19 protein-coding genes are annotated in these 23,238 nt (G+C 44.1%); 9 read left to right on the top strand and 10 right to left on the bottom strand.

All coding sequences use genetic code 11. The features are described 5' to 3' along the window. Positions 1-160: 160 nt before the first annotated feature. Positions 161-796, bottom strand: coding sequence for a DNA glycosylase (locus M0N77_RS12680; protein ID WP_353105527.1), 636 nt, complete (start codon positions 794-796; stop codon positions 161-163). 198 nt (positions 797-994) lie between these two features. On the opposite strand from M0N77_RS12680, the gene upp reads away from it, so the two are divergent. Together upp and M0N77_RS12670 are read left to right on the top strand one after the other, a co-directional pair. Then, positions 995-1,651 (top strand): uracil phosphoribosyltransferase, encoded by a 657-nt coding sequence (gene upp / locus M0N77_RS12675; RefSeq protein ID WP_353105526.1) that lies wholly within the window; start codon positions 995-997, stop codon positions 1,649-1,651. A gap of 38 nt (positions 1,652-1,689) precedes the next feature. Beyond that, positions 1,690-2,442 carry an SDR family NAD(P)-dependent oxidoreductase gene (locus tag M0N77_RS12670; RefSeq protein ID WP_353105525.1) on the top strand — a complete coding sequence of 251 codons (753 nt, stop codon included), beginning with the start codon at positions 1,690-1,692 and terminating at the stop codon, positions 2,440-2,442. 24 nt (positions 2,443-2,466) lie between these two features. On the opposite strand, the gene M0N77_RS12665 is transcribed toward M0N77_RS12670, so the two are convergent. Next, the gene (locus M0N77_RS12665; protein WP_353105524.1) at positions 2,467-3,141 is read right to left on the bottom strand and encodes a hypothetical protein; all 675 of its coding nucleotides are present in this window, start codon (positions 3,139-3,141) and stop codon (positions 2,467-2,469) included. A 143-nt stretch (positions 3,142-3,284) separates the two neighbouring features. Between M0N77_RS12665 and M0N77_RS12660 the strand changes: the two genes are divergently transcribed. Beyond that, positions 3,285-4,184, top strand: coding sequence for an ABC transporter substrate-binding protein (locus M0N77_RS12660; RefSeq protein WP_353105523.1), 900 nt, complete (start codon positions 3,285-3,287; stop codon positions 4,182-4,184). Positions 4,185-4,195: 11 nt separating this feature from the next. On the opposite strand, the gene M0N77_RS12655 is transcribed toward M0N77_RS12660, so the two are convergent. Together M0N77_RS12655 and tyrS are read right to left on the bottom strand one after the other, a co-directional pair. Next, a complete protein-coding gene (locus M0N77_RS12655) occupies positions 4,196-4,441 on the bottom strand; it encodes a DUF1653 domain-containing protein (RefSeq protein ID WP_353105522.1) in 246 nt (81 codons plus the stop codon). Positions 4,442-4,538: 97 nt separating this feature from the next. Beyond that, the gene (tyrS, locus tag M0N77_RS12650; protein ID WP_353105521.1) at positions 4,539-5,750 is read right to left on the bottom strand and encodes a tyrosine--tRNA ligase; all 1,212 of its coding nucleotides are present in this window, start codon (positions 5,748-5,750) and stop codon (positions 4,539-4,541) included. 130 nt (positions 5,751-5,880) lie between these two features. On the opposite strand from tyrS, the gene M0N77_RS12645 reads away from it, so the two are divergent. The 3 genes from M0N77_RS12645 (at position 5,881) to M0N77_RS12635 (ending at position 9,516) form a co-directional block, all read left to right on the top strand. Then, positions 5,881-7,197, top strand: a complete 1,317-nt coding sequence (locus M0N77_RS12645; protein WP_353105520.1) for an anhydro-N-acetylmuramic acid kinase — start codon at positions 5,881-5,883, stop codon at positions 7,195-7,197. 94 nt (positions 7,198-7,291) lie between these two features. Next, complete coding sequence (gene fabF, locus M0N77_RS12640) at positions 7,292-8,611, top strand: beta-ketoacyl-ACP synthase II (protein WP_353105519.1); 1,320 nt, start codon at positions 7,292-7,294, stop codon at positions 8,609-8,611. A gap of 149 nt (positions 8,612-8,760) precedes the next feature. Next, complete coding sequence (locus M0N77_RS12635; protein ID WP_353105518.1) at positions 8,761-9,516, top strand: hypothetical protein; 756 nt, start codon at positions 8,761-8,763, stop codon at positions 9,514-9,516. 119 nt (positions 9,517-9,635) lie between these two features. On the opposite strand, the gene M0N77_RS12630 is transcribed toward M0N77_RS12635, so the two are convergent. From M0N77_RS12630 to M0N77_RS12610, 5 genes are all read right to left on the bottom strand, one after another. Then, entirely contained in the window at positions 9,636-11,453 is a 1,818-nt protein-coding gene (locus M0N77_RS12630; RefSeq protein WP_353105517.1) for an aminopeptidase P family protein, read from the bottom strand. Positions 11,454-11,676: 223 nt separating this feature from the next. Further along, positions 11,677-13,239 carry a peptide MFS transporter gene (locus M0N77_RS12625; protein ID WP_353105516.1) on the bottom strand — a complete coding sequence of 521 codons (1,563 nt, stop codon included), beginning with the start codon at positions 13,237-13,239 and terminating at the stop codon, positions 11,677-11,679. 326 nt (positions 13,240-13,565) lie between these two features. Continuing rightward, positions 13,566-14,009 carry a hypothetical protein gene (locus tag M0N77_RS12620; RefSeq protein ID WP_353105515.1) on the bottom strand — a complete coding sequence of 148 codons (444 nt, stop codon included), beginning with the start codon at positions 14,007-14,009 and terminating at the stop codon, positions 13,566-13,568. A 112-nt stretch (positions 14,010-14,121) separates the two neighbouring features. Continuing rightward, complete coding sequence (lnt, locus tag M0N77_RS12615) at positions 14,122-15,696, bottom strand: apolipoprotein N-acyltransferase (RefSeq protein WP_353105514.1); 1,575 nt, start codon at positions 15,694-15,696, stop codon at positions 14,122-14,124. A gap of 273 nt (positions 15,697-15,969) precedes the next feature. Next, positions 15,970-16,869: a CBS domain-containing protein gene (locus M0N77_RS12610; protein WP_353105513.1), complete on the bottom strand. Its 900-nt coding sequence runs from the start codon at positions 16,867-16,869 to the stop codon at positions 15,970-15,972. A gap of 268 nt (positions 16,870-17,137) precedes the next feature. Between M0N77_RS12610 and M0N77_RS12605 the strand changes: the two genes are divergently transcribed. Continuing rightward, the gene (locus tag M0N77_RS12605; RefSeq protein ID WP_353105512.1) at positions 17,138-18,445 is read left to right on the top strand and encodes a DUF4105 domain-containing protein; all 1,308 of its coding nucleotides are present in this window, start codon (positions 17,138-17,140) and stop codon (positions 18,443-18,445) included. 17 nt (positions 18,446-18,462) lie between these two features. Here the strand turns inward: M0N77_RS12605 and M0N77_RS12600 are convergent, their stop codons facing one another. Further along, entirely contained in the window at positions 18,463-19,026 is a 564-nt protein-coding gene (locus tag M0N77_RS12600) for a YcgN family cysteine cluster protein (RefSeq protein WP_353105511.1), read from the bottom strand. A gap of 185 nt (positions 19,027-19,211) precedes the next feature. On the opposite strand from M0N77_RS12600, the gene M0N77_RS12595 reads away from it, so the two are divergent. Then, positions 19,212-19,952: a dienelactone hydrolase family protein gene (locus M0N77_RS12595; RefSeq protein WP_353105510.1), complete on the top strand. Its 741-nt coding sequence runs from the start codon at positions 19,212-19,214 to the stop codon at positions 19,950-19,952. Positions 19,953-20,142: 190 nt separating this feature from the next. Further along, on the top strand, positions 20,143-23,196 hold the full coding sequence (locus M0N77_RS12590; RefSeq protein WP_353105645.1) for a DUF2339 domain-containing protein: 3,054 nt from the start codon (positions 20,143-20,145) through the stop codon (positions 23,194-23,196). Positions 23,197-23,238: the final 42 nt, after the last annotated feature.

The raw sequence follows: 23,238 nt of genomic DNA, 5'->3' as shown, positions 1-23,238 counted from the left end.
CGGTTAGGCGTCAAGCTTAAATTTAGTTTTATTTTAAATAAATTTGGATGACTAGGTTTATTTTCTATTTATCAATAACTTAAGGTCAACACTAAACCTCAATATTAGCATTTAATGGTGGGTTACGCTGCGCTAACCATACCCTACGCCATTATTCTTCTTATAACTTGCCCATCTTCTCAAAGAAGTCTTTATAAGCGGCTATCTTTTTATCCAAAGCTAACGGATAAGCGCGCGAGGTAGAAGGCAATCTATATAAAGTCAACTGGTTGACTTGCCTATCTGATGATTCTGCTTTATCGCTTTGCCACTCATACGGATAATCGATACTTTGATTGGTCTTAGGGTACTTTGACTTTATCGGCGGTTCTGCTAACAAGTTAAGCAATACCTCTGTCGCCTTACCACCAGTAGTAAATAGCGCTGCTACTTTTGGCACTTGCGGTAATATCAAATCTAAGTCCACAGGCGTCACTACGGTTAGGTTTTTGTCCGAGGCATTGCCAGTCTCGCGAATGGCCTGCTTAACGGTAGGGCATGAAGCAATTCCGCGCTCAAATAAAAAGCTCCGAATGCGCTCCGGATCAAAGCGCTTCTCTTCCCCTACTCTAAAATGATTGACATCATCAAAGAACACGCCGCCATAAATGCGCCACATATCATTATAGAAGTTAGGATAATGAAAGCTCATTGCCCACTTGTCGGAAGTTGGCGGAAAAGTGCCCATCATCATCACGGTGGCATCAGGAGGTAGTACGGGTGCAAAGGGGTGAGTTTCTATTTCTGCGGCAGTCATCTATTTATTGTCCTTCTTTAAGTTATCTAATTTTTTAACGGCTCTATTATTATTTTTAGTCGTAAAAGTTGCATCGGTCATAACATTGTACATAAGAAAAGCGCTTTTTTTGTTATCATAGTGCACCAGTAAAAAGCTAAAATCAAAACGCAGGCTAATAGCCAAATTCAAAAATGTTCAAAAGATAAGAGAGACCTTATGAGCGACTTAAACAACGATTTAAGTATCAACGTCATCGATCATCCATTAGTCCGTCATAAACTTAGTCTAATGCGTGAAAAAAATTGTAGTACCTATAAGTTTCGCACTTTAACTAAAGAGCTTGCGCGCTTGATGGCATATGAGGCCAGTCATGACTTTGAGATTGAAACCTTTCCTATGGACGGTTGGTGCGGTGAGATAACCGGTGAGCAAATTATCGGCAAGACGGCGACAGTAGTGCCTATCTTGCGCGCCGGTCTCGGTATGTTAGACGGTGTACTCGATCTTATTCCAACGGCAAAAATCTCGGTAGTCGGTCTGCAGCGTGATGAAGAGACTTTGCAGCCAGTGCCGTTCTTTGAAAAATTCGTCAGCCACATGGATAAACGCCCAGCGCTAATCGTCGATCCAATGCTTGCTACGGGCGGCTCGATGGTCGCTACTATTGATATGCTCAAGCGTCATGGTTGTAAAAATATCAAGGCTTTAGTATTAGTCGCCGCGCCAGAAGGCGTACGCTTGGTCAATGAAGCACATCCTGATGTCACTATCTATACCGCCGCGCTTGATAGTCATTTGGATGAGCACGGTTATATTATTCCGGGGCTTGGTGATGCTGGTGATAAGATATTTGGCAAGCAATTAGGTCAATAACAGTTTTACTTTCGATTGACTATAATTAGGATATAGTTATGATTGTTTTAATTACTGGTGCTAGTGCAGGATTTGGTAAAGCATTGGCTGAGAAATTAGTCGCTAAAGGTCACCGCGTGATTGGCTGTGCTCGGCGCTTAGAGAAGCTTGAAACCATGGCAAACGAGTTAGGCGAGTTGTTTTTGCCGGTGCAGATGGATGTCAGTGAGACGGCCTCGCTACCAAAGATAATCGCTGACTTGCCTGCTAACTTTGCGCAAATCGATGTGTTAGTAAATAACGCCGGACTCGCTCTCGGTACGGAACCTGCTTTTGACGCTAGTCTTGCCGATTGGCTACAAATGGTCGACACCAATATCAAAGGTACTATAGCCTTAACGCATACCATCTTACCTGAAATGGTAAAACGCAATAGCGGCTATATCATTAACGTTGGCTCTATCGCTGGCACTTGGCCTTATTATGGCGGCAATGTCTACGGTGCGACCAAAGCTTTTGTGAAGCAGTTTAGTCTTAACTTGCGTGCCGATTTATTGGGCACACAAGTGCGCGTGACCAATCTTGAGCCGGGCAATGTAGCGGGTACTGAATTTTCAAACGTGCGCTATCATGGCGATGATGAAAAGGCTGCCAAGGTTTATGATGGCTTCAAAACAATGAGCGGTGAAGATATCGGCGATATTTTGTTGTGGCTCATTGAGTCTCCTGCTCACATTAATGTCAATCGCATGGAGATCATGCCAGTGGCGCAAACTTTCAATGGTTTAACGATTGCTAAAGAAGATAGCTAAACTATCAAATCGAACTAATAGCTATCAACGTAATTCGTAAGAGCGAAGCAGTATCATCTCAGCTATAAGGCTTCGCTCTACACCTTTATTATCAATAAGCTCTTCATTTACTAAGCGTAACTCTTTAAAACTCATTATCAGTACCTCGTTACGAATGCGCTCGCTAGTGCGTTTGTTATGACGCAGCGGAAACGCTAGTACCTCATTGCCTTTTATCTTAATCTGATTAATTAGTAACTGCTGATTATTACTTGGTGTGACTTTGTGCGCGTTTTGCTTAAGCTTTTGTGCGCCTAATATGGCGGTTGCAGGATTTAGAGTCGTAGTAAAAAGCTTCTCACGGCGAGCGTTCTTCGGCATCTCTGCTGCTACAAACAATACTTGTTCTAATGGTAAGTATTGAGCATGACGCAGCAATTCATTGCGATACAGTGCTGGTATATCCATATTAAAGCTGTCTTCGGTTTGGCTATAAAGCGCCTCAAAACTACGCTGAATATAGCGCCCAAATATCGAAGTATTAATCCATTCTTGATAACTAGCATTGGCCTGTAACTGCTTAGTAAAAGCATAAGCATCAGGCTCAATCGTCCCTTCCAACATAGCTTTTAAAAGCGCTTGCGGACTATCATAAAGGCGTTGTTGCCATAGTTGCGGATAAAGGCTGTTATCAAGTTCTGGTAGCGTTGCATTACTCATAGCGCTTTATCCTTTTTAAAAAACTGCTCACATTTTTAAAAGAGACTTATAAAGATATATTTCATACTATGAATAAATTCATAGCTTTTTAACAAAGCCAGTTTTACTATAACAGCCTCACACCGATAATATAAGGAATTTTTGTGGCGAATACAGCACTGATATTGACGTTAGAGTGGTTTTTGAACCCTGATCATCTACCCTTTATTGCAGGGATTTATACCGGCGCTTATCAAGACGCTGGACTTGATATTACTATGATAGAACCAACTGAGCATTATGATGGTTTTGCTGCGTTGCAGACTGGTGAAATTGATTTGCACGTCAATGAGCCAATTCATCTGTTTGAACATCATTTTGAGGATCTAAAAGCGCTCGGCTGTTTTTTTGTCACTGATGGCGGAGTCATGATGAAGCAAAGCAGTATGGATAAGCTGCATCAAAATCAGCCGATTCGCATTACCACCCCATCAGCGAATGCTATTACTAATAAAATCGGTTTTGAGATACTACGTCGTTATGCGGCGCAAAAAGACTTGGTTTTAGAACACGATAAAGTTGAGTTTGTAGAGACTGATTTTCAGCATTTACATCATTTACAACACGGTGATGCACATGGAGACTTTGATGGCGCGTGGCTGTGTTTTTATAACTTTGAGGGCATTGAAGCCAATCATCTTGGGCTTAGTTATACGTTTATCGATCAAAACTTATCGCCTTATCCTAATTTTTCGGCTTTAGAGCTGATGACGACGCATAGCACTTTTGCCAAAAAACAAGAGGCTATACAGCAGTTTGTCAAAGTTAGCGAAAAGATGACGCAGCTTTGTGTTGATGACGCTGTAAGGGCGCGTGAGATTTATTATGGTTATACTAATGAGACGCCATCGGCACTGATGGATAATATTATTAATGATACTTTAAAACGTCTAATAGCAGCCATTGAGCCAAATAACGAGCGTTGGTCAGCGCTACGCGAGATGCTAACTGAATTAGATATCGCGGCTATTAGTGACGCCCATTATGAGAAATTATGGCAGTGATAGACGTAAGTTTAGCTCGTTAAAGCTTTAATCAACTCAAAGCGCGGTATCTGCTTACCGTCGCGAGTGATTGTCTCGCTAAACATAGCTAAAGGCCGTACCCAAACGCCATACTCACCATAAAGACAGCGATAAACCACTAGTGGCTCTTCGGTTTCGGAATGACGTGCAGTGTGCAAAACTTGGTAAAGATTGCCTTTATAGTGGCGGTAGATGCCTTGGGGGATGGTTTGAGAATCTGAGTTATTTTTCGTCATGAGCTTGGCCTAATAAAACGGTAATGATGAAAACATTCTGATAAAAATAAGGCCAACTATAATTGTCGGCCTTACGCATATTCATTTTAAAAAATATCTAAGCCACCGTCACTTTCGCATAAGCCTTTTTACCCGCTTGAATAACAACGGTTTGGCCTGAGGTTAAGCTAAAACCAGCATCGACCACTTCGCCATCGACTTTTACCGCGCCGCGCTTGACCATATCTTTGGCCGCTGAGTTGTTTTTGGCAAGCTCAGCTTGATTGAGGATTTGGGTGATAAATAATGCGTCCTGACCATCCAAATCTAAAGTGACTTCTGGCAAATCAACAGGCAACTCGCCATCGGCTAAAACGTTACCAGCAGATTTATGCGCATTGGCAGCTGCGTCGCTATCATGAAAACGTTCAATGAGCTCTTCGGCAAGGATACGTTTGATCTCTTGGGGATTGCGGCCTTTTTCCATCTCTACCATCAAGTCATCAATCTCTTCCATTGGCTTAAAGCTCAAAAACTCAAAGTAGCGACGGATCAGTGTGTCCGGCATAGAAAGGATTTTTTGGTACATGGTGCCCGGCGCATCATAAATACCGACGTAATTGTTCAAGGATTTAGACATTTTATTAACGCCGTCTAAACCTTCCAAAATTGGCACAGTAATGCACACTTGTGGCTCTTGCCCATAACGACCTTGCAAGGTGCGACCCATCAAAATATTAAAAGTCTGATCGGTACCGCCAAGCTCGACATCCGCTTCAAGCGCGATAGAATCGTAACCTTGCACTAGCGGATAGAGAAACTCATGAATGGCAATCGGCGTTTGCGCCGCATAACGTTTAGAGAAATCATCACGCTCAAGCATCCGCGATACTGTCAGCTGGCTTGACAACTGAATCATATCTGCCGCTGACATATCCTTGAACCATTCCGAGTTAAAGACAATCTTAGTTTTCTCTTTGTCCAAAATCTTAAATACTTGCTCGGCGTAAGTCTGCGCATTAACTTTGATTTGCTCATCAGTCAGTGGCGGGCGCGTGCTGTTCTTACCAGAAGGATCACCAATCTTAGCGGTATAATCACCGATCAAGAAGTAAATCTCATGACCTAAATCCTGAAAATGCTTGAGCTTATTGATCAAAACCGTATGACCTAGATGCAAATCCGGTGCAGTGGGATCAAAGCCGGCCTTGATACGTAGCGGACGATTCAGTTTAAGTTTTTTGACTAAATCGTCTTCTGATAAAATCTCTTGCGTACCGCGTTGAATAAGCGCTAATTGCTCTTCTATACTGTAGGAATGATCGGTCATAGTGTTCTCTGAGTTATAAAAATAGTGTCTTTATTAGCGAATAAACCTCTTACAGATTTTAGAATCTTGTAAGAGTCTAAATAATGTTAGAATTTGGCAGATATATTAGCGTTTTTTGAGGAAAATTGCCATGAGTAAGCCTGTCTCTACTTTTAATAGTGATAATAAGAACTTCTCTGAACCTAAAGAGAGCACCCAAGATGACCTAAATTACGCCGCCTTAACTGATGCTCTAGAGCAAACCGTCTTTGAAAACTTCGATGACGGCTTATATATAGGTATGATGTCGGGAACTAGCTTAGATGGTATGGATGTGGTGTTATGTCAGTTCAGTAGCGATAGTGCAGATTCGCAACAGCCTATGCAATTACTAGCCAGCTATAGTGAAGATTTCTCAGCGCGCCTACGTGAGGTATTATTAGCATTATGTGAGCCTAACGGTACCAATAAATTAACCCTACAGTTTGATGAGCCTGCTGAGCTAAATAGCGAGCTCGATTGGTTCGGCTGGGCCAGTACACAATACTCCAAGTTTGCCAGTAAAGTGGTCAATCGCTTATTGCAGCAAGCGGACGTGGATACAGAGTCAATACTAGCTATTGGCTGTCATGGTCAAACTGTTCGCCATCGTCCGCAAGCTGGCTTTAGCTTGCAACTTATCGATGCCAATATCATCGCGGAGCGTACCGGCATTAGTGTCGTTAATGACTTTCGCCGCCGTGATATGGCGGTTGGTGGTCAAGGAGCGCCATTAGTACCCGCTTTTAATCAAGCGTTATTTGCCAAGCCTGAGAGCACGCGAGTATTACTCAATTTAGGCGGTATCGCTAATATTACTGTGCTACCAGTAAACGATAATCCCGTCATCGGCTACGATACGGGCCCGGCCAATTTATTATTGGACGCTTGGGCCAAACAGCATATCGACAAAGACTATGATGCTGGCGGTACTTGGGCGCAATCAGGGCAAGTCGTCGAACCCCTGCTTAATCAGCTATTAGAGCATCCCTTTTTTGCTCAGCCTTATCCCAAAAGTACCGGCCGTGAGGACTTCAATTTAGACTGGCTACAGACCGAGCTACAAAAATTCGATCAAGCCTCTACGGCCATTCGCTATTCGGCGGCTGATGTGCAAGCTACCTTGACTGAGCTGACAGCGATTAGTGCCTGCGATCAGATCAATAGCTTTATTAAAGATGAGGATAATAGCAGCGTTTATGTTTGCGGCGGCGGCGCGTTAAATGGCTATCTGATGCAGCGCTTGCAAGCGCATCTGCCTCATTGCTCAGTAGCGACTACTGCTGATTTGGGACTTGAGCCGACTTGGGTAGAGGCGGTAGCTTTTGCTTGGTTAGCCCGTCAGACATTAATGGGAGAAACCGGTAACCTGCCAGCGGTAACGGGCGCTAATAAAGGCGTGGTATTAGGGCAAGTTTGTTTTGCGTGACCCATCAATCTAAGTTTACAAACGTACACTTATATGTTTTATAATGGCTGCTAAAATAATATTATTTTAGCATTTATAGTATAGGAAACAGGGTATGAGCCAACAGAAAAACTCTCGTCAAAAGCCGCCACATCATGAGCGCTCAGATGATAGCCGCGTCGTAGTCACCGGCCTGGGTGCTATTACTCCCTTGGGTTTGGACGTTGAGAGCACCTGGATGCGTCTATTGGCAGGCGAGAGTGGCATCACCCCTATTGAGCATTTTGACGCCAGCGAATATCGTACTCAATTTGCAGCCACCGTCAAAGACTTTGATGCCAAAAATTATATGAATGCTAAAGATGCGCGGCGTTATGATGAATTTATCCATTACGGTATCGCAGCATCGAACATGGCGCTAAAAGACGCGGGATTTATCGACGAAGTAAGTGCTGATGATGCTCCGGTGAATAATGTCGACCAACAGCGTTTTGGTATTATACTAGGATCAGGGATCGGCGGTATCCAAACTATCGAAAACAGCCGTGACACCTTGCGAGACAAAGGTGCCAAAAAAGTCTCGCCCTTTATCATTCCAGGCTCTATCGTCAATATGGCAGCAGGCTTAGTCGCCATTAAGCATAATCTGCAAGGGCCAAACTTAGCAACTTCGACAGCTTGTACCACCGCGACCCATGCTATTGGTCTAGCGGCGCGCCTGATCGCTTATGGTGATGCTGATGTTATGCTAGCCGGTGGTAGCGAAAAAGGCTCAAGTCCACTTGGTATCTCAGGCTTTGGTGCTATGCACGCGCTCTCTACGCGCAATGACGAACCGGCTAAAGCGTCACGACCCTTTGACAAAGATCGTGATGGTTTTGTGCTAGGTGATGGTTCAGGCGTGATAGTGTTAGAGAGCTTAGCTCACGCCAAAGCGCGCGGTGCAACTATTCTTGCCGAGCTAGTCGGCTTTGGTATGAGCGATGATGCCAGTCATATTACCGCGCCGCCTGAAGATGGTAGCGGTGCAGCGCGCGCCATGCAAAACGCTATTGATGATGCGGGTATTGATCCTGCATTGGTCGGTTATGTCAACGCTCATGGTACTAGTACGCCAGCAGGCGACGTTGCTGAATCACTCGCGATTGAGAGCGTATTTTCAGCGGTAAAAGATAGTATTTTGGTAAGCTCAACCAAGTCTATGACAGGGCACCTATTGGGCGCAGCAGGTGGCATTGAGGCTATCTTTGCTATTCTTGCATTGCAACATCAGCAAGTGCCGCCGACGATCAACTTAGAAAATGTCGAGGACAATTGTAATTTGGACTATGTGGCTAATAAAGCTAGAAAAGTCGATGATCTTAACTATGCTGTCTCTAATAGTTTTGGCTTCGGTGGTACTAACGGTTCGTTAATTTTTGCCCGTTGGTCTTAGCTTAATTATACTTAATTATTTTCACTACTTTTAACGCTATCCGTATTAGTGCAAGATTTATATGCTTTTTGCTACGTTTGTCCCCTTGCAGCCCCTTATTGTACTTGCGTATGATAAGGGGTAATTTTTAGCACTTTAGGAAAGTAATTATGTCGAGCTATTCTTTTTCTCCTCAGTTTTATCAGCATTGGACTAGTGCACCCCAAGCCGTACGTGCCGCTATCGTGCAAGAATTGACAGATATTACTACGCTACTGCAGACCGATACGCCATTTGAGGATTTCGTCTTTAGCAATCACGATCTCGACGCTCATCTCGATGATTTGTATAGCGCTCATGACAAGCAGCAGGCAGTAGCAAGAGAGCTTGCTGATAAAGAGGCGGCGCAAAAAGCTGAGGCCGAACAGCAACGCTTAGCAGAAGAGAGCTTGGAAAAAGAGCGTTTAGAGCAACAACGCTTGCAAGAAGAAAAGCTACAAGCTAAAAAAAATGCCCTTGAAGAAAAAGCATTAGCCGAAGCTGAGCAACAAGCATCACAAGAAACGCAAGTTGAGCAGCCGGCTGATAAAGAAGATTCGGTAACAGAGGTCACTAAGGTTGCAGAGAAAGCGGTTACAGACACAGTAAAAAATGAGATCGATAAAGACTCTAATAAGTCGCTCGCTGAGACAAAACCAAACCTTGCCAATGTCAACAATATCAATGCGGTTGGCGATACAGCCCATGCTCATTCAGCTATCGACTTATCTTTACAAGATACTGAGCTTAATGCCGCTCATCAACAGATGATTCAAGAACTAGAAGCTAATATCGATGATTATCTGACTGAGCAGATGATGCAGATGTCTGAAAACCTAAAGTCTTGGTTGCGAGCGGAGGTCACGCGTCAATTGAGCGAAAAGTAATAAGAGCTAATAATAAAGATCAGAAAAGAGCTTCATTCAATTCTGATAAATAAAGCGCCTAACGAATAATTCGTTAGGCGCTTTTATTTTAAACGACTATTTATCTTTGAGAAAGCATTTTATATCGCTTGGGTGCGCTCAGTCAACCAGTCAAGCGCGGCGCCATCGACACGATCTTTTAGCTCAGCATAGACTTGGCTATGGTAGTCGTTTAGCCAGTTTAGCTCTATGCTATCTAATAATGTCTTGTCAATTAGACGAGTATCAATAGGACAGTAAGTCACCGTCTCAAAGTGTAAAAACTTACCAAATTCGGTTTCATTAGGATTAGCCACCGCTCTATTGACGACTAAGTTTTCAATACGAATGCCCCATTTGCCTTCGCGATACAAACCTGGCTCATTGCTAGAGATCATATTTACTTTCATTGCGCGCTCTTTAGGCGTACTGGCGCTATAAGCGATGACTTGTGGCCCTTCGTGCACATTTAAGAAATAACCTACACCATGACCGGTGCCATGACCATAGTCCATTTGTGCTCGCCATAATGGCGCACGGCAAATCGCATCAATCAAAGGTGAGGCGATGCCATCAGGGAAATGCGCGCGAGCCAGCGCGATATGGGCTTTGAGTACGGTAGTAAAGTCGCGTTTATGCTCGTCTGTCACTTGACCAATACCGACAACTCGGGTGATATCGGTTGTGCCGTTTTGGTATTGAGCGCCTGAATCAATTAGCAATAAGCCACCCTCGCCCTCGCTTACGTCCAAATAATTGAATTTTTCTGGCGTTGCACGGTAATGCGGCAGTGCGCCATTTTCATTAAAACCAGCAATGGTAGGAAAGCTTGGCGACACGTAGTGCGGCTGCTGACTACGCACTTCAATCAGCATACTATCAACGTCCAGCTCACTAAGACGCTCACCAGCTGCTAAGCGCTGCTCAAAGGCGCTAAAAAACTCGCATAGCGCGGCGCCATCTTGACGCATGGCCTCGCGTACATGATCGACATCGGCATCTGATTTGACCGATTTTAGCTTAGTGCTAGGAGCCATTTGCTCGATAAAACCGACATTATCGACTATCTGTGACAAAGTACCGACCGCGACTTTACTAGGATCTAATAGTAATAAATCCTCAGGGGTAAGCTTGCCTAGCGCTGATTGTACTGCCTCGTAATCTGCCAACTCGATACCGCTCTCTTGTAGACTTTGCTTGATATCGCTACTGACTTTATTATTATCCACAAATAGCGTTGCCGTCTGCTCATCGATCAACATATGCGCTAAAAATACAGGGTTATAATCGACATCGCTACCGCGCAAGTTGGTCAGCCAAGCGATATCATCAAGGCTTGATAACAGATGATGCGTCGCTCCTGCCTCGCTCATACCCGCACGTACCGCATCAAGTTTTGAGCTAGCAGACTGCGCCACAAACTGCTCATCATGCTGATATAACTTAGCAGTCGGTAATGCCGGACGATCGCTCCAAATATCAGCCAACACGTCACGATCGGTAATCAAGGTAATGTCTTTGGCTTCAAAAGCGTCCAGTAAACGATCTTGTTCAGCAATAGATAAGACATCGCCATCGACTGCCACGCTATCGCCTTCAGCTAACTGCTCGCTTAACCAATCAATGTGATTAGGCTGACCGGGTGCGAGTTTCTCTAGAGTAATACCAGTGCCGCTTAACTCATGGGCAGCATGTACCCAGTAACGACTATCGGTCCATAGCCCAGCAAAATCAGCGGTGACTACCAACGTACCTACTGAACCGGTAAACCCTGTAAGCCATCGACGGCTTTGCCAATATTCAGGCAGGTACTCAGATAAATGCGGATCGGCTGTCGGCACGATAATAGCGGTTAAGTCCTGCTTAGTTAAAACGTCACGCAAACTATCGATACGGTCGTGAATGGCTTGTTTACTCATTGAATGTTCCTTGTGGATTCTGATTTTTTGATCATTTGGTATAGCTAGCGATTATCAATAATCGTCTCGTTGTGATAATAGTATTGAGGTTGAATAACCATAGTATTAGAGGTCTGGGCAGATGGCGCGCTTTCAATAGCTGGCATAAAATATCTTTTTGCTCAAAGTAAGCACGTGTCACCCACTAGGGTAACACGTCTATAAATTTACTACGCGCTTAGAGCTAGCTGAGCTGATCGGCCTGCTCGCTCTTTTTGAGCATGTTATTAATAGGTTTAGCCAGTAGTAATAAAATCACCGCTGTCACTACTAAAAACACTGTCATAGTCGTAAACAAGGTAGGCAGACTCTCGATTTTATCAGCAGAAACAAAGCCGCCAAAAAAGGCCGCTACCAAATTACCCATCGCAACAGAGGCAAAGAACAGCCCCATCATCTGGCCTTGCATCCCTTTTGGCGCAAGCTTAGTCATCGATGACAAGCCTACCGGACTGAGCGCTAGCTCGCCTAAAGTCAATAATAACAGACTGCCTACTAACCATAATGGCGAAGCAAGTCCGCCCTCATTAGTCAAAATGCTCTTAGACGCCAAAATCATCAAACCAAAACCAGCGGCGGCTAGTAACATTCCTAAAGCAAACTTTGCCATGCTACTAGGCTCACGACCTCTATTGCCAAGCTTGACCCAAATAATACTAACAATAGGCGCTAGCATTAAAATAAATAACGGGTTGAGCGACTGAAACCAAATACTAGGAATACTAAAGCCCATGACCTCCAAATCGGTGTAGCGATCGGCAAATAAGTTGAACGAGGTCGGTTGCTGCTCAAAGCTTGACCAAAAAAGAGTGGAGCCGATAATCAAAATAAAACAGGTCAATAAGCGCAGCTTATCGGTTTTATCGAGCCTTGGTGATACAAACATGACGGCAAAATATAACAGCACCACGCCAGCAATAATATAAGTCATATACTGCGCCACTAGCTGGGCATTAAAGGGCAAAATACCACTAGCTACTAAGACGACGATGGCGGCGAGCACTGCCAATAAGCCGCCGACCCACGCACCTATATTATGGTAGCGATCATTGGCTATCTCCCAATCCGCTTTGATGCCTTTTGCTTGCGCGAAACGTTTTAGCGTTTTTTGAGCAGAGAATCGATAGACCAGTAGTGATACCAGCATTCCTAAACCGCCAACGCCAAAACCTATATGCCATAGACCTTTTTCTTTAAAAACACCAACAATAAGAGCGGCTAATAATGCGCCAATATTGATACCCATATAAAACAGCGTAAAACCGCCATCGCGGCGGCTATCGCCTTTGGCATATAAAGCGCCTACCATCACTGAAATACAAGTCTTGAATAACCCAGACCCTAAAACGATGCAGATTAGCCCAACAAAAAATAGTGTCATACCAAAGAGGGCGGACAAGGCAATGGATAAGTGACCCAAAGCAATAATAATACTACCCCACCATAAGGCTCGCTCTTGTCCTAGCCAGTTATCGGCTAGCCAGCCACCCGGAACCGCGGCTAAATATAGTGAACCGGCAAAAATACCATAAATAGCTGACGCGGTAGTTTCATCAAAGCCAAAACCTCCACTACCAACGCTTGCAACCATAAACAGGACTAATAACGGCCGAATACTGTAGTAAGAAAAACGCTCCCACATTTCAGTGAAAAATAGCGGACGTAACGGTCTTGGATGTCCCATAAAGCCGTTTTCTAGCGCTGCTAATTCAGCGGCATCCCCTTCTTTTTTTAAAACTTTGCTCATACTTTTATTCCTTCAAAAAGTACTTTATTTACGATGAAGTATAGAGTTATTACGACTAAGGGTCGTATAAGCGCGATATTGTTTCACTTGCATAAAATCAAGTAAAGAAGCAAATGCTCAATAATTACACAAATACCCACAAAAAAACCCACTCTCAGCTAGTGAAAGTGGGTATTAAATAAGTATCAGACTTTTTGTTTTTAGCTAATAAAGCTATCAATAACAGCTAGTAAACCGCAATAATCAAAGCCGCAGCAAAGCATCACAATTAGATAAACAGTCGCAAAAACGACATCTCTTATCAAAGACTAGCAGTTATTAAGCCGTTACTGAGCCGCTTCTTCAGTAGTAGCGTCAGCGTCACCATCGGCTTGTTCAGCGGTCAAATCAGCATCAGCTACTGCCGCTTGATCAACGGTACCATCAGCCGTAGCGGTAGCTGAACCGGTAGCAACCACGGCATCACCACTACTAGGAGCAGGCGTCACTGTGGCATCGGCAGGCGTGGCAGTATCTGCAGCCGCGCTGTCCGTCTCAATAGCGGTATCGGCAGTTGCAGTGCCAGTCGTATCCACAACCTCTTCTGCCGCGATAGCTTCTGCTTCTTCAGCCGCTACTGATGCTTCGGTGGGTTCAGCGGTGATATGCTCACCCGCTGGGCGCAAAAATGCAGAAATACCAATAAGTAATACGAGACCTAAAAATAAGACAATGCCGCCTAGAGCAAATATCAGCTCTTTTTTTGGATTGTTTTCAACGATATCTGACATACTTTATCCACCTTGCACAAAAATATTTAGAGATTTACGCTATTATATCGTAATTTATAGCAATTTGTTAAAACCCTTAACTATTTAAAGGAATTATTATTAACCCGTCTGCTTATTTGCCTAATCGAGCCCTTTTGGTTGAGCGTTTGCTAAGGTAACTTAAGCCTAATAATAGCGCTATGATAAACAAAATAGGATAATGACCCATAATCATAAACGGCGTATTACCTACTCGCGCCTGTACATTACCACGCAGCACCGTACGCTCAAACTGCGGCGCACGTTTTATGATGCGGCCCTTATGATCAATAATAGCAGTGACGCCAGTATTAGTAGCGCGCATGAACCAGCGACCATTCTCAAGCGAGCGCATTTGTACCATTTGCAAATGTTGTAACGGACCTGCTGAGGTTCCAAACCACGCATCGTTGGAGATAGTCACCAAAAAGTCAGTATCAATAGCATTACGGCGAGTGGTATCCGGATAAGCGACCTCGTAGCAGACCGCTGAACCTAGATTATGTCCACGAACCTGTAGAGGCGATTGATTTTTGCCGCCGCGGCTATAGCTCAAAATATCTTGACTACCGGCTAGATTGGGTAATATATCAAGCATTCCTTGAAAAGGGATATACTCGCCAAAAGGCACTAAACGCTGCTTTTTGTACAACCCTTTTGCCTCAGCTCCTAGGGCAATCACGCTATTATAAAAGGGCGGATACTTATCAGTCGCCGGATCAAAATCGGCCTCATCTTTGTAAGGAATACCCGTGACCCAAGTGGTATTATTCTCCTTCGCCATTTTGGTCATTTCACTGATAAAGCCTATGGCTTCGGTCTGAAACATCGGAATAGAGGATTCAGGCCAAATGATTAGATCCCGCTGCCATTCCGTACGCGTCAAGTTGGCGTATATCTTTAACGTTTCCACTTGAAATTCAGTGAGCCATTTTAGATCTTGCGGAATATTGCCTTGGATCAACGATACCGATAAATCTGGCGTACCTTTGGGCTTTGTCCACTGCGGATCAAGCAGCCACAAACTAACACTTATCAACACCAATACGGCTGACACTACCAGATAGCCTGCGCGGCGACGCAGTAGCTCAACTAAACTTGCCCCCAGTAATACGGCAACAAAGGACACTGCAAACACCCCAGCGACAGGAGCTAAGGAGGATAGCCAGTACTGCTCAGTAAAAGCATAACCGACAAATAGCCAAGGAAAACCGGTAAATAACCAAGTTTTTAGCCACTCTTGTAAGATCCAAAGCGCAGCAAAAGAAAAAGGCTGGCGACCGAGCAAACGGTTAAAAATCAGGGCTAAAAAGCCATGAAATAGCCCCATGCCTAAGCCCATTAAACCAATCAAAATCAGCGCAAGCCAAGTTGGGGTATCACTATAATCATTGATTGAGGTAAATAACCAAAACGCTCCGACACACCATAGCCCCGTTCCGTAAGCCTCACCGATCATAAAAGCGCGCTTACCGCTCATCTTTGGCAATAATAAAGCATATAAAATAGCTGGCGATACAATCGCTACCGGCCAAAAGCCATAAGGCGCGAGCGCAAATATAAATATTGCTCCGGCTAATAGCGCTATCAACAAAGTAAGCCCAAAAGGTAGCTGCCTATTCTTTTTGGGATTTAGGTGCTTTTGTAAATCATCGGTAGACAAACGCATAGCAAATTATCCAAGTTTTAAATCTTTTAGTCTATTAGTAAAACTATCTTTAGTAGCGAAAAATTAAATCCGCCTATAATAACAGTCTGTTGCGGCAAAGGGGATAAATTGCGTAGCGTTCTCGCTGGAACTATCCTCTCACATAAACTCTTTATCTAGGGTTGTTAGCAATAACGGCGTTTTTAGAATACTGTATTTTTAGCAATTAGAAACAATAAAAACACGATCGCAATCGTGTTTTTATTAACCTTAAAGCGAGCTTGTCTAGCGCTATTAGTGACTGCCTATCAACAGATGACTACCGGCACCGGTCTTAGTCAGCTCCAAATTATTAATCGAGCGCCCCTCAACATCAGTGATAGTGATTTGCCAATCATCTATTATCACACTCTCACCCTCTAAATCACTGACGTAGCCAAGAGCTTGCATCACCAGGCCGCCCATGGTATCGACATCCGTATCATCAAAGTGACTCCCAAGCTCGTCATTACAGTCCTCTATCACTGTAGAGGCTTGTACGCGCCAAGTATTAGGTTTTTCGGGGTGTGCCACGATATTATTGATGTCGCTGTCTTCATCAAAATCGTCATGCTCATCGACGATATCACCGACGATCTCCTCAAGCAGATCCTCCATAGTGACTACGCCTGCAAAGTTACCAAACTCATCAACCACGATTGCCATATGTACTTGCGTACGCTGCAATGAGCGCAGCAAAGTATCAGAGCGTGACGTCTCGCTAATGTAGAGCGGCTGACGTACCAAATCTTTTAGGCGTTTGCTATCGATTTTATCCTCTTCATCGCGCACCATATGCACAAGGATAGGGATCAAATCTTTGGCTAATAAAATGCCGATAACGGCGTCATCATCTTGACTATCAAACACCGGATAACGCGAATGAGTGGTCTCAAGAATAATATCCATAACCTCTTTGAGGCTAGTGCTTTCGTGCAAGCCAACCACTTGCGGACGCGGGGTCATAATTTCGCGTACTTGTGTCGCCGGTAGATCTAATACGCCCTCTAACATATCAACGGTATCAGGCTCTAAAAACTGACGCGACTGCTGTACTAAGCTAATCAGTTCATCACGGGTTTCGGGGGCAGTCGATAGCCAGCGTTTTAAGCCACGCATCGACCAACTACTCGGACTGGGAGCATCATCAGACATAGTGATGTGAGTTAACCTCTTAAGTTTATTAATATATAAATAACCGCTATAAATCTTTTACTAAACTGAATTTTATAAACCTCAAACTACATGGGGTTAAAATAGCAAATAAAAACCGCTATTCAACAATAGCCCAAATTTACACCTTATTTAGCTTCACTTTATCCCAAGGCAAAGCGACATTCAACGAAAAATTTATTCAAATTGTACTGTCAGTGTGTTAGAAACTTTGCTATGGTCAAACTATTCATTTACGTAATTTACGCCTATGTCACGTCGCTCATTTTTATCCAAGCTATTGTCGCCTCGTAGCCACGCCCATGCTAGCTCTCACCCTGAAACAAAAGACCATCAGCCCCAGCGCTTACTCTATAAGCTAGTGCGTTTTTTTATTCTCATAGCGCTACTGCTATCGGCGCTTTGGTTAGTATTAGCGCTTTGGTATCAGTTCGGCGCGCTCAGTCCTATCACTTGGCTCGCTACTGTGTTGATTGCTGGTTTACTAGTCTCAATAACGCTGCTGCAATATGCACCAAAACTTGTCAATAAGATAACTCATGAGAGTCTTAAAACCAAAAAGCTAAGCAAATTTTTGACGGTTTTATATAGTGGGCTTTGGCTAATAGGCGTTGGCTGGTTTTTTTCTATTGAAGCTAAAGCACAGCGCGATTGGCAGCCGGAGGTCAGCGAAGTATTGTCCTATAGCCGCGACGCTAATAACCCCAATCTGATTACCTTTACTAACGTGCGTAACTTTGATTGGTACCTTGCTGAACAAACAGATAGCGCGGCTGAGGAGCCTTTAAAGATCCTAGCCAATGAGCGCTGGCAGACACGCACTGTTGATATGTCCAAATTGTCAGGCATTGATGTGACTAACTCTTATTGGATGGGGCCGCTGATTGCTCATACGCTAGTGAGTTTTCGCTTTGAGGACGATAGACCGCTAGCCTTTTCCTTTGAGATTCGTAAAGAGCAGCATGAGTCTTTCTCCGCCTTTGCTGGGTTTTTTCGGCGCTTTGAGCTTAGCCTTATTGCAGCAGAGGAGCGCGATATTCTCTACACTCGTAGCAATGCGCGCGGTGAGCAGGTTTACTTATTTCCAGTCAGTCATTTGCAAAAGCATGAGGTGACTGCCTTATTTGAGTCGTATCTACAAGCCGCTGATGAGCTGGTCGCTGCGCCTGCTTGGTACAATACTTTCACTAGCAACTGTACTAATATTATTTTTTATATGGCGCGCATTGTCAGCGGTGATAGGCTACCGTGGGATTACCGGATTTGGGTTTCGGGCTGGTTGCCTAATTATATGTTTGATATTGGCATGTTAGATGCTAATCCCACCGAGCAAGGGCAGCCATGGTCGATGGATAAGTGGTATGAGCGTACCCATATCAATCGCAAAGTTCGCGGCTTTGATAATCAATTTGACAAAAACAGCTCTGATGCGCAGCTTATTGATAATAGTCAAAAATTCTCCGAGCAAATTCGTCAAGGGTTACCGATACCGCCATTGGATGATTCGCAGTTAGAGGCGGAAGTACAAGCTAAATCAGCTGCTATCGTCTCAAATTAAACTTAAACAATGATCAGTTAAGGCGTGACCCAATTGACCACCCGCTCTTCCATCTCTTCATCTGCCATGCCAATCTCAGAGATACAGCGCCCTGCTACGCCAATATTGGCCGCGCGCATTTGCTGCTGAGTCGCTACGGCATCTTTTGTCAATAATAAATGCCAACTGGGTAGCGCTTGTCCTTTATACAGACGCTTATAGGCGCAGTGCGCTGGCAGCCACATCATAGTCGGCAGCTTATCAATAGTCAGTTGAATACAGTCGGGGACATACTGTTGGCGGGTATCGTAATGCTGGCAGTAGCCGGTCTCGCAGTTCATCAGCTGGCAGGCCACATCGGTATACTCCACCAATTGCTCATCTACATTGCCGTCTTCATCTTCATCAATATATTTGATCAAGCAGCAGCAGCCACAGCCATCACACAGCGCTTCCCATTCGCTATGATTCAGCTCATCAAGGTTATAGTTGGACCAAAACTGCGGACGCAAAGTGTCGGTAGACTCAATTTTATCTTCTGAGTCTACAGCTAGATTGGCTTGATATTCTGCTTTGGGTAGAGACAACAAATTTAACCTCATAGAGTAGCCATAGTTTCAGATCTTTGGGTTAGCAAGAACCATTTTGATAAACAGCGTTACAGTATTATAGCTGTTTTTATCCGTTATGGGCGTTAAGGTGGTTGAGTAATAAAGAGGCGGTGCTATAAGCTCTTCTATAAATAGAAATATAATACAAAAACTCATCACTTAAAAAGGACAATATTATGTCAATTAAGACGTTAGAATTAATAAGTACAACCGAAAATGGCGTTGAGCTAATCAGCTATATGGCCTTGCCAGAAAACGCTTCAGACGATAAGCCAGTAGCCGGTATCTTGGTGGCTCCAGAATGGTGGGGCGTGGTTGATTATCCCAAATCTGTCGTTGAGCGTCTAGCTAAAGCCGGCTACGCGGCGGTAGCGATGGATGTCTACGGCGAGGGCAAGCTCACTACCGATGCGGCTATGGCCAATATGTGGATGGAGCAAGTGCTAGCGGATCAAGACATGCTAATGGATCGCTGCCGCTTAATTCTCAATGATTTTGCCGATCAAATGGGCGTTAATGGCGACAACTTAGGCGCGATTGGTTATTGCTTCGGTGGCAAAATCGTCTTAGATATGGCGCGTGAAGGTATGCCGCTCAAAGCTGTCGCCACTTTCCATGGTAACTTATCTGCTAAGCAGCCAGCCGATGACAAGTTCAAAGCCAAAGTATTGGTCGCGCATGGCGGTGAGGATAGTATGGTGTCTATGGATGCGGTCGATGACTTCAAACAAGAGATGGATAAAGTCGGCGCTGATTATACCGTCGATGTCTATGAAGGCGCTAAACACGGCTTTAGTAATCCGCATGCTGATGAGCGCGCTGCCAATAACGATGTGGATCTGGGTTATAACGAAAAAGCCGCTAAAGACAGCTGGGATAAAATGATGGACTTAATGAAAACTAACTTAGGCTCATAAGCTGGTTTTAATCAATGAGTTCAAGCGCTTTATTTATCTACAACAGAGTATGCTAGTCATACTCTGTTTTTTTATGGGTTAAAAGTAAATTATAAACTCATATTTAAAAAACCTTAACCATAAACTCTGTTGTAATAAACACAAAATAGCGTCATCATCGCTTTATTATAAGATGAGTTGAGTGATAGCAATGCTAGGTTGGACAAGCTTTATTGTATTACTGATCATTGTTTTGGTGCTGCACAATAAGTTAAATAATCAGCTTATCGAGCTACGCAATGAAGTTTTACGCCTGCAAGATAAACTAGACAAACATCATAGCGATGATACATTAGCGTCTACTTCTGATACTGATTTTTATACTGAAGCTAGTATTAATACTGAAATCAAAAGCTATGATTTAGAGCGTGAAACTGGAATGACGCTACCGCCACCCTTACCTGCCTCATCCTCTAATAAAATACAACTAGCAAACACTACTAATGGTTTAAATACCGCTGCCTCTGAAACCTCAGCTAGCAATGCTACATCAACAGTAACAGCTTCCCCGCCTTCGACTATAGAACCCGACGAGCAATCCCTACCTATCGTCACCTCGATTTTTTATTCGCTCAAAAACTGGTTTTTTGGTGGTAATCTCGTGGTGCGCGTGGGCGTTATCGTGTTACTGGTCGGCGTAGTATTATTGCTACGTTTGCTCAGCGACTATATCGAGATGTCGATTACCTCTAAGCTAATAGCGATAGGCATTATTGGTTTAGCCTTAGCAGCATTGGGACTTAAACTCGCCAAAAAGCGCTTTGCCTATGGCATCACGCTACAAGGCGCAGGCCTAGCCATAGCTTACTTGACCACCTTTTTTGCCTATAGCGTCTATGAGGTGCTGCCAAGCCTGCCAAGCTTTATCGGTTTAGGAGTATTATCGGCCCTTACTATCGGCTTAGCGGTACGGCAAAACGCTTTTCCTTTAGCATTGTTAGCTTTATCTGGAGGGTTTTTTGCGCCGATATTGACCGCTGACGATACTGGCAGCTTGAGCGCATTATTTAGCTATTATCTACTGCTCAACGTCACTATCGCTATCATCGCCCATTATCGCACTTGGAAAGTGCTCAATTTATTCGGGGCGCTAGTGACCTTTATACTCGCTTACTATTGGGGTCTCAGCGAAAACCTAACCGCAGTCATCGAATCGCAGCGTTGGACCTTAGTAGGATTAGTGGCGCTACATTTGGCACTCTATCTGTTCGTGGTCATTCGTTATGCGCAGCAAATCATTGCTTATAATCAGCTTAGCGACAGGGATAGCGAAGCGGCTGCTAAGTTAATAAACGCTCAAACGCTCAAGACCTCTAAATCAGCAAATGGCTTGTATTTATTTCCTATCGATAGCGGCTTGCTGTTCTCCGTACCGCTACTCGCTTTTGGCTTATTTTCAGCGCTATTAAACGATATCCCTAACGCTTTGACGGTTACTAGCGCGATTTTGGCAGCGATTTATTTAGGGCTTGGCTTAGTATTTGTTAAGCGTAGTAAAAACTATGCCTTGATAACCGAAGGTATGCTAGCACTAGGCTTTGGCTTTTTGGCCTTAGTGATACCATTAGCTTTGGACGCTGAATGGATCGCTTTTGGCTGGTCGGTGCAGGGGCTGGCGTTAGTGTGGTTCGGTCGTCGCTCCTTGCGCGCTTGGTCGGTGCTATTTGGCTTATTGCTACAATTGGTTAGTATCGTTATGCTCATGATAACGCTATTTTTCTCTTATGATAATTATCCGACTTTAGCGATAAGTGTGTCTGCCATAGCGTTGTTGGCTGCCCTGTTTATTTTGCGAGCCAATAACTCGCCTACTATGCATCGTTTAGTAAAGTCTAACCCTACTGCGCAAAAAACCAGTACGGAGCAGCAGACCCGCGACTCTGTTACCCCTTATGCCAAAGATTTAGGCATTAGCGAGCAAGCGGCTCATCAGTGGTTGAGCAGTATCGATAAAGAAGGTAGCGCTTTTACTATTGTTTGGCGTAGTCCACTACTCATAAGCTTTTTGACTTTTATGGCTGTCGTTTGGGCATTGTATGTCGGAGTGGCGAGCTTTGAGCAGTGGTTAGACTCTCAGCGCGTAGCAACTACCAGTTTGATAGCTTTATCTTCGCTACTCAGTGTAAGTCTCTACTGGCTGGTCAATCGTTATCGCTCATGGCAAGAGATCAGACCTCTTAGCCAAGGCTTATTAGTGCTATTTTATGCCGCGCTTATTTTGCAATTGCCCCAAAAGTTTGAGTTTAACTATCAGTGGAACAGCGTCAACTGGACACTATTTTCCGTCTTTATAATCGCTTGGTTAGTCATTGCTCAATTATGGCAAAAAACTTGGTATCAAAACAACCAGCTAGCGCGTTTTGATAATGCCAGTTGGCTAGCTACTGGCGTTTTGGTACTAGCGGCAGCGGTGCATTATGGCTTGCCTGCCTCAAAAGGGGTGATGGCTATCCTTATTACTGTAGCGCTGATGCTCGCAGGGTTATATCTTAGCTATCGTTATAGTCAGTTTGCGACATCTTATGATATTAATTCTCAAAAACCGAAAGGATTAGTTTACTGGTTTGACTGGCAAGCCGCGCTGATTGACTGTGCCAAGCTATTCGTGCCTATTACCTTACTTTGGGTGGTCGTAACCAACTGGTCTTATGATGGCGTGATTTGGGATTTGCCATACTTTGCGCTGCTTAATCTCTATGATATTAGCTTATGGCTGGTGGTTATTTATGGACTAAGTGCGTTTTATCTTAGCTATAAAAACGAGGTAAATTCGCATGATTTAGCAAATAACAAGGACAATAAAAAAGCCTTTAATCCTAAGCCTATGCTGATCATTTTAGGATTAGTTAGCTTTTGGGTCGTCTCTAGTATGCTCGTTAGGACGTTACATGCCTTTATCAGCACACCGCTTTGGGAAGCAGGTGCTTGGCATAGCGAACAAGTACAGACAGGCCTAACCATTCTTTGGACGCTGATTGCCCTAGTTGCGACTATTATTGCTAGTCGTCAATTAAAGCGTACACCTTGGTTTATGGGTATCGGACTACTCGGCGTGGTGGTGCTCAAGCTGGTGCTAGTCGATCTGTCACAGACCGAAGCGATTTGGCGAGTGCTGTCTTTCTTAGTAGCAGGTAGCTTGATTTTACTTATCGGTTATCTAGCGCCACTGCCGCCTGAGGAAGCTGAGAAAATTGACGAGGCATAAGCGCTTCTGTAGTAAACTGATGCTAATGATATAAAATATTAA

Source organism: Psychrobacter sp. AH5 (assembly GCF_040371085.1).
In the GTDB taxonomy this organism is placed as follows: Bacteria; Pseudomonadota; Gammaproteobacteria; order Pseudomonadales; family Moraxellaceae; genus Psychrobacter.
The sequence above is the reverse complement of the archived record's forward strand: the minus strand, read 5'-3'. Positions and strand labels throughout refer to the sequence as shown.

What these genes read in the sequence shown, in the direction of transcription:
- tyrS (WP_353105521.1), bottom strand. Translation starts at nt 5,750, where the DNA reads ATGACCGATCATTCCTACAGTATAGAAGAGCAATTAGCGCTTATTCAA.
- M0N77_RS12655 (WP_353105522.1), bottom strand. Translation starts at nt 4,441, where the DNA reads ATGACGAAAAATAACTCAGATTCTCAAACCATCCCCCAAGGCATCTAC.
- M0N77_RS12625 (WP_353105516.1), bottom strand. Translation starts at nt 13,239, where the DNA reads ATGAGCAAAGTTTTAAAAAAAGAAGGGGATGCCGCTGAATTAGCAGCG.
- M0N77_RS12600 (WP_353105511.1), bottom strand. Translation starts at nt 19,026, where the DNA reads ATGAGGTTAAATTTGTTGTCTCTACCCAAAGCAGAATATCAAGCCAAT.
- M0N77_RS12630 (WP_353105517.1), bottom strand. Translation starts at nt 11,453, where the DNA reads ATGAGTAAACAAGCCATTCACGACCGTATCGATAGTTTGCGTGACGTT.
- lnt (WP_353105514.1), bottom strand. Translation starts at nt 15,696, where the DNA reads ATGCGTTTGTCTACCGATGATTTACAAAAGCACCTAAATCCCAAAAAG.
- M0N77_RS12665 (WP_353105524.1), bottom strand. Translation starts at nt 3,141, where the DNA reads ATGAGTAATGCAACGCTACCAGAACTTGATAACAGCCTTTATCCGCAA.
- M0N77_RS12595 (WP_353105510.1), top strand. Translation starts at nt 19,212, where the DNA reads ATGTCAATTAAGACGTTAGAATTAATAAGTACAACCGAAAATGGCGTT.
- M0N77_RS12590 (WP_353105645.1), top strand. Translation starts at nt 20,143, where the DNA reads ATGCTAGGTTGGACAAGCTTTATTGTATTACTGATCATTGTTTTGGTG.
- fabF (WP_353105519.1), top strand. Translation starts at nt 7,292, where the DNA reads ATGAGCCAACAGAAAAACTCTCGTCAAAAGCCGCCACATCATGAGCGC.
- M0N77_RS12635 (WP_353105518.1), top strand. Translation starts at nt 8,761, where the DNA reads ATGTCGAGCTATTCTTTTTCTCCTCAGTTTTATCAGCATTGGACTAGT.
- M0N77_RS12605 (WP_353105512.1), top strand. Translation starts at nt 17,138, where the DNA reads ATGTCACGTCGCTCATTTTTATCCAAGCTATTGTCGCCTCGTAGCCAC.
- M0N77_RS12680 (WP_353105527.1), bottom strand. Translation starts at nt 796, where the DNA reads ATGACTGCCGCAGAAATAGAAACTCACCCCTTTGCACCCGTACTACCT.
- M0N77_RS12645 (WP_353105520.1), top strand. Translation starts at nt 5,881, where the DNA reads ATGAGTAAGCCTGTCTCTACTTTTAATAGTGATAATAAGAACTTCTCT.
- M0N77_RS12610 (WP_353105513.1), bottom strand. Translation starts at nt 16,869, where the DNA reads ATGTCTGATGATGCTCCCAGTCCGAGTAGTTGGTCGATGCGTGGCTTA.
- M0N77_RS12670 (WP_353105525.1), top strand. Translation starts at nt 1,690, where the DNA reads ATGATTGTTTTAATTACTGGTGCTAGTGCAGGATTTGGTAAAGCATTG.
- upp (WP_353105526.1), top strand. Translation starts at nt 995, where the DNA reads ATGAGCGACTTAAACAACGATTTAAGTATCAACGTCATCGATCATCCA.
- M0N77_RS12620 (WP_353105515.1), bottom strand. Translation starts at nt 14,009, where the DNA reads ATGTCAGATATCGTTGAAAACAATCCAAAAAAAGAGCTGATATTTGCT.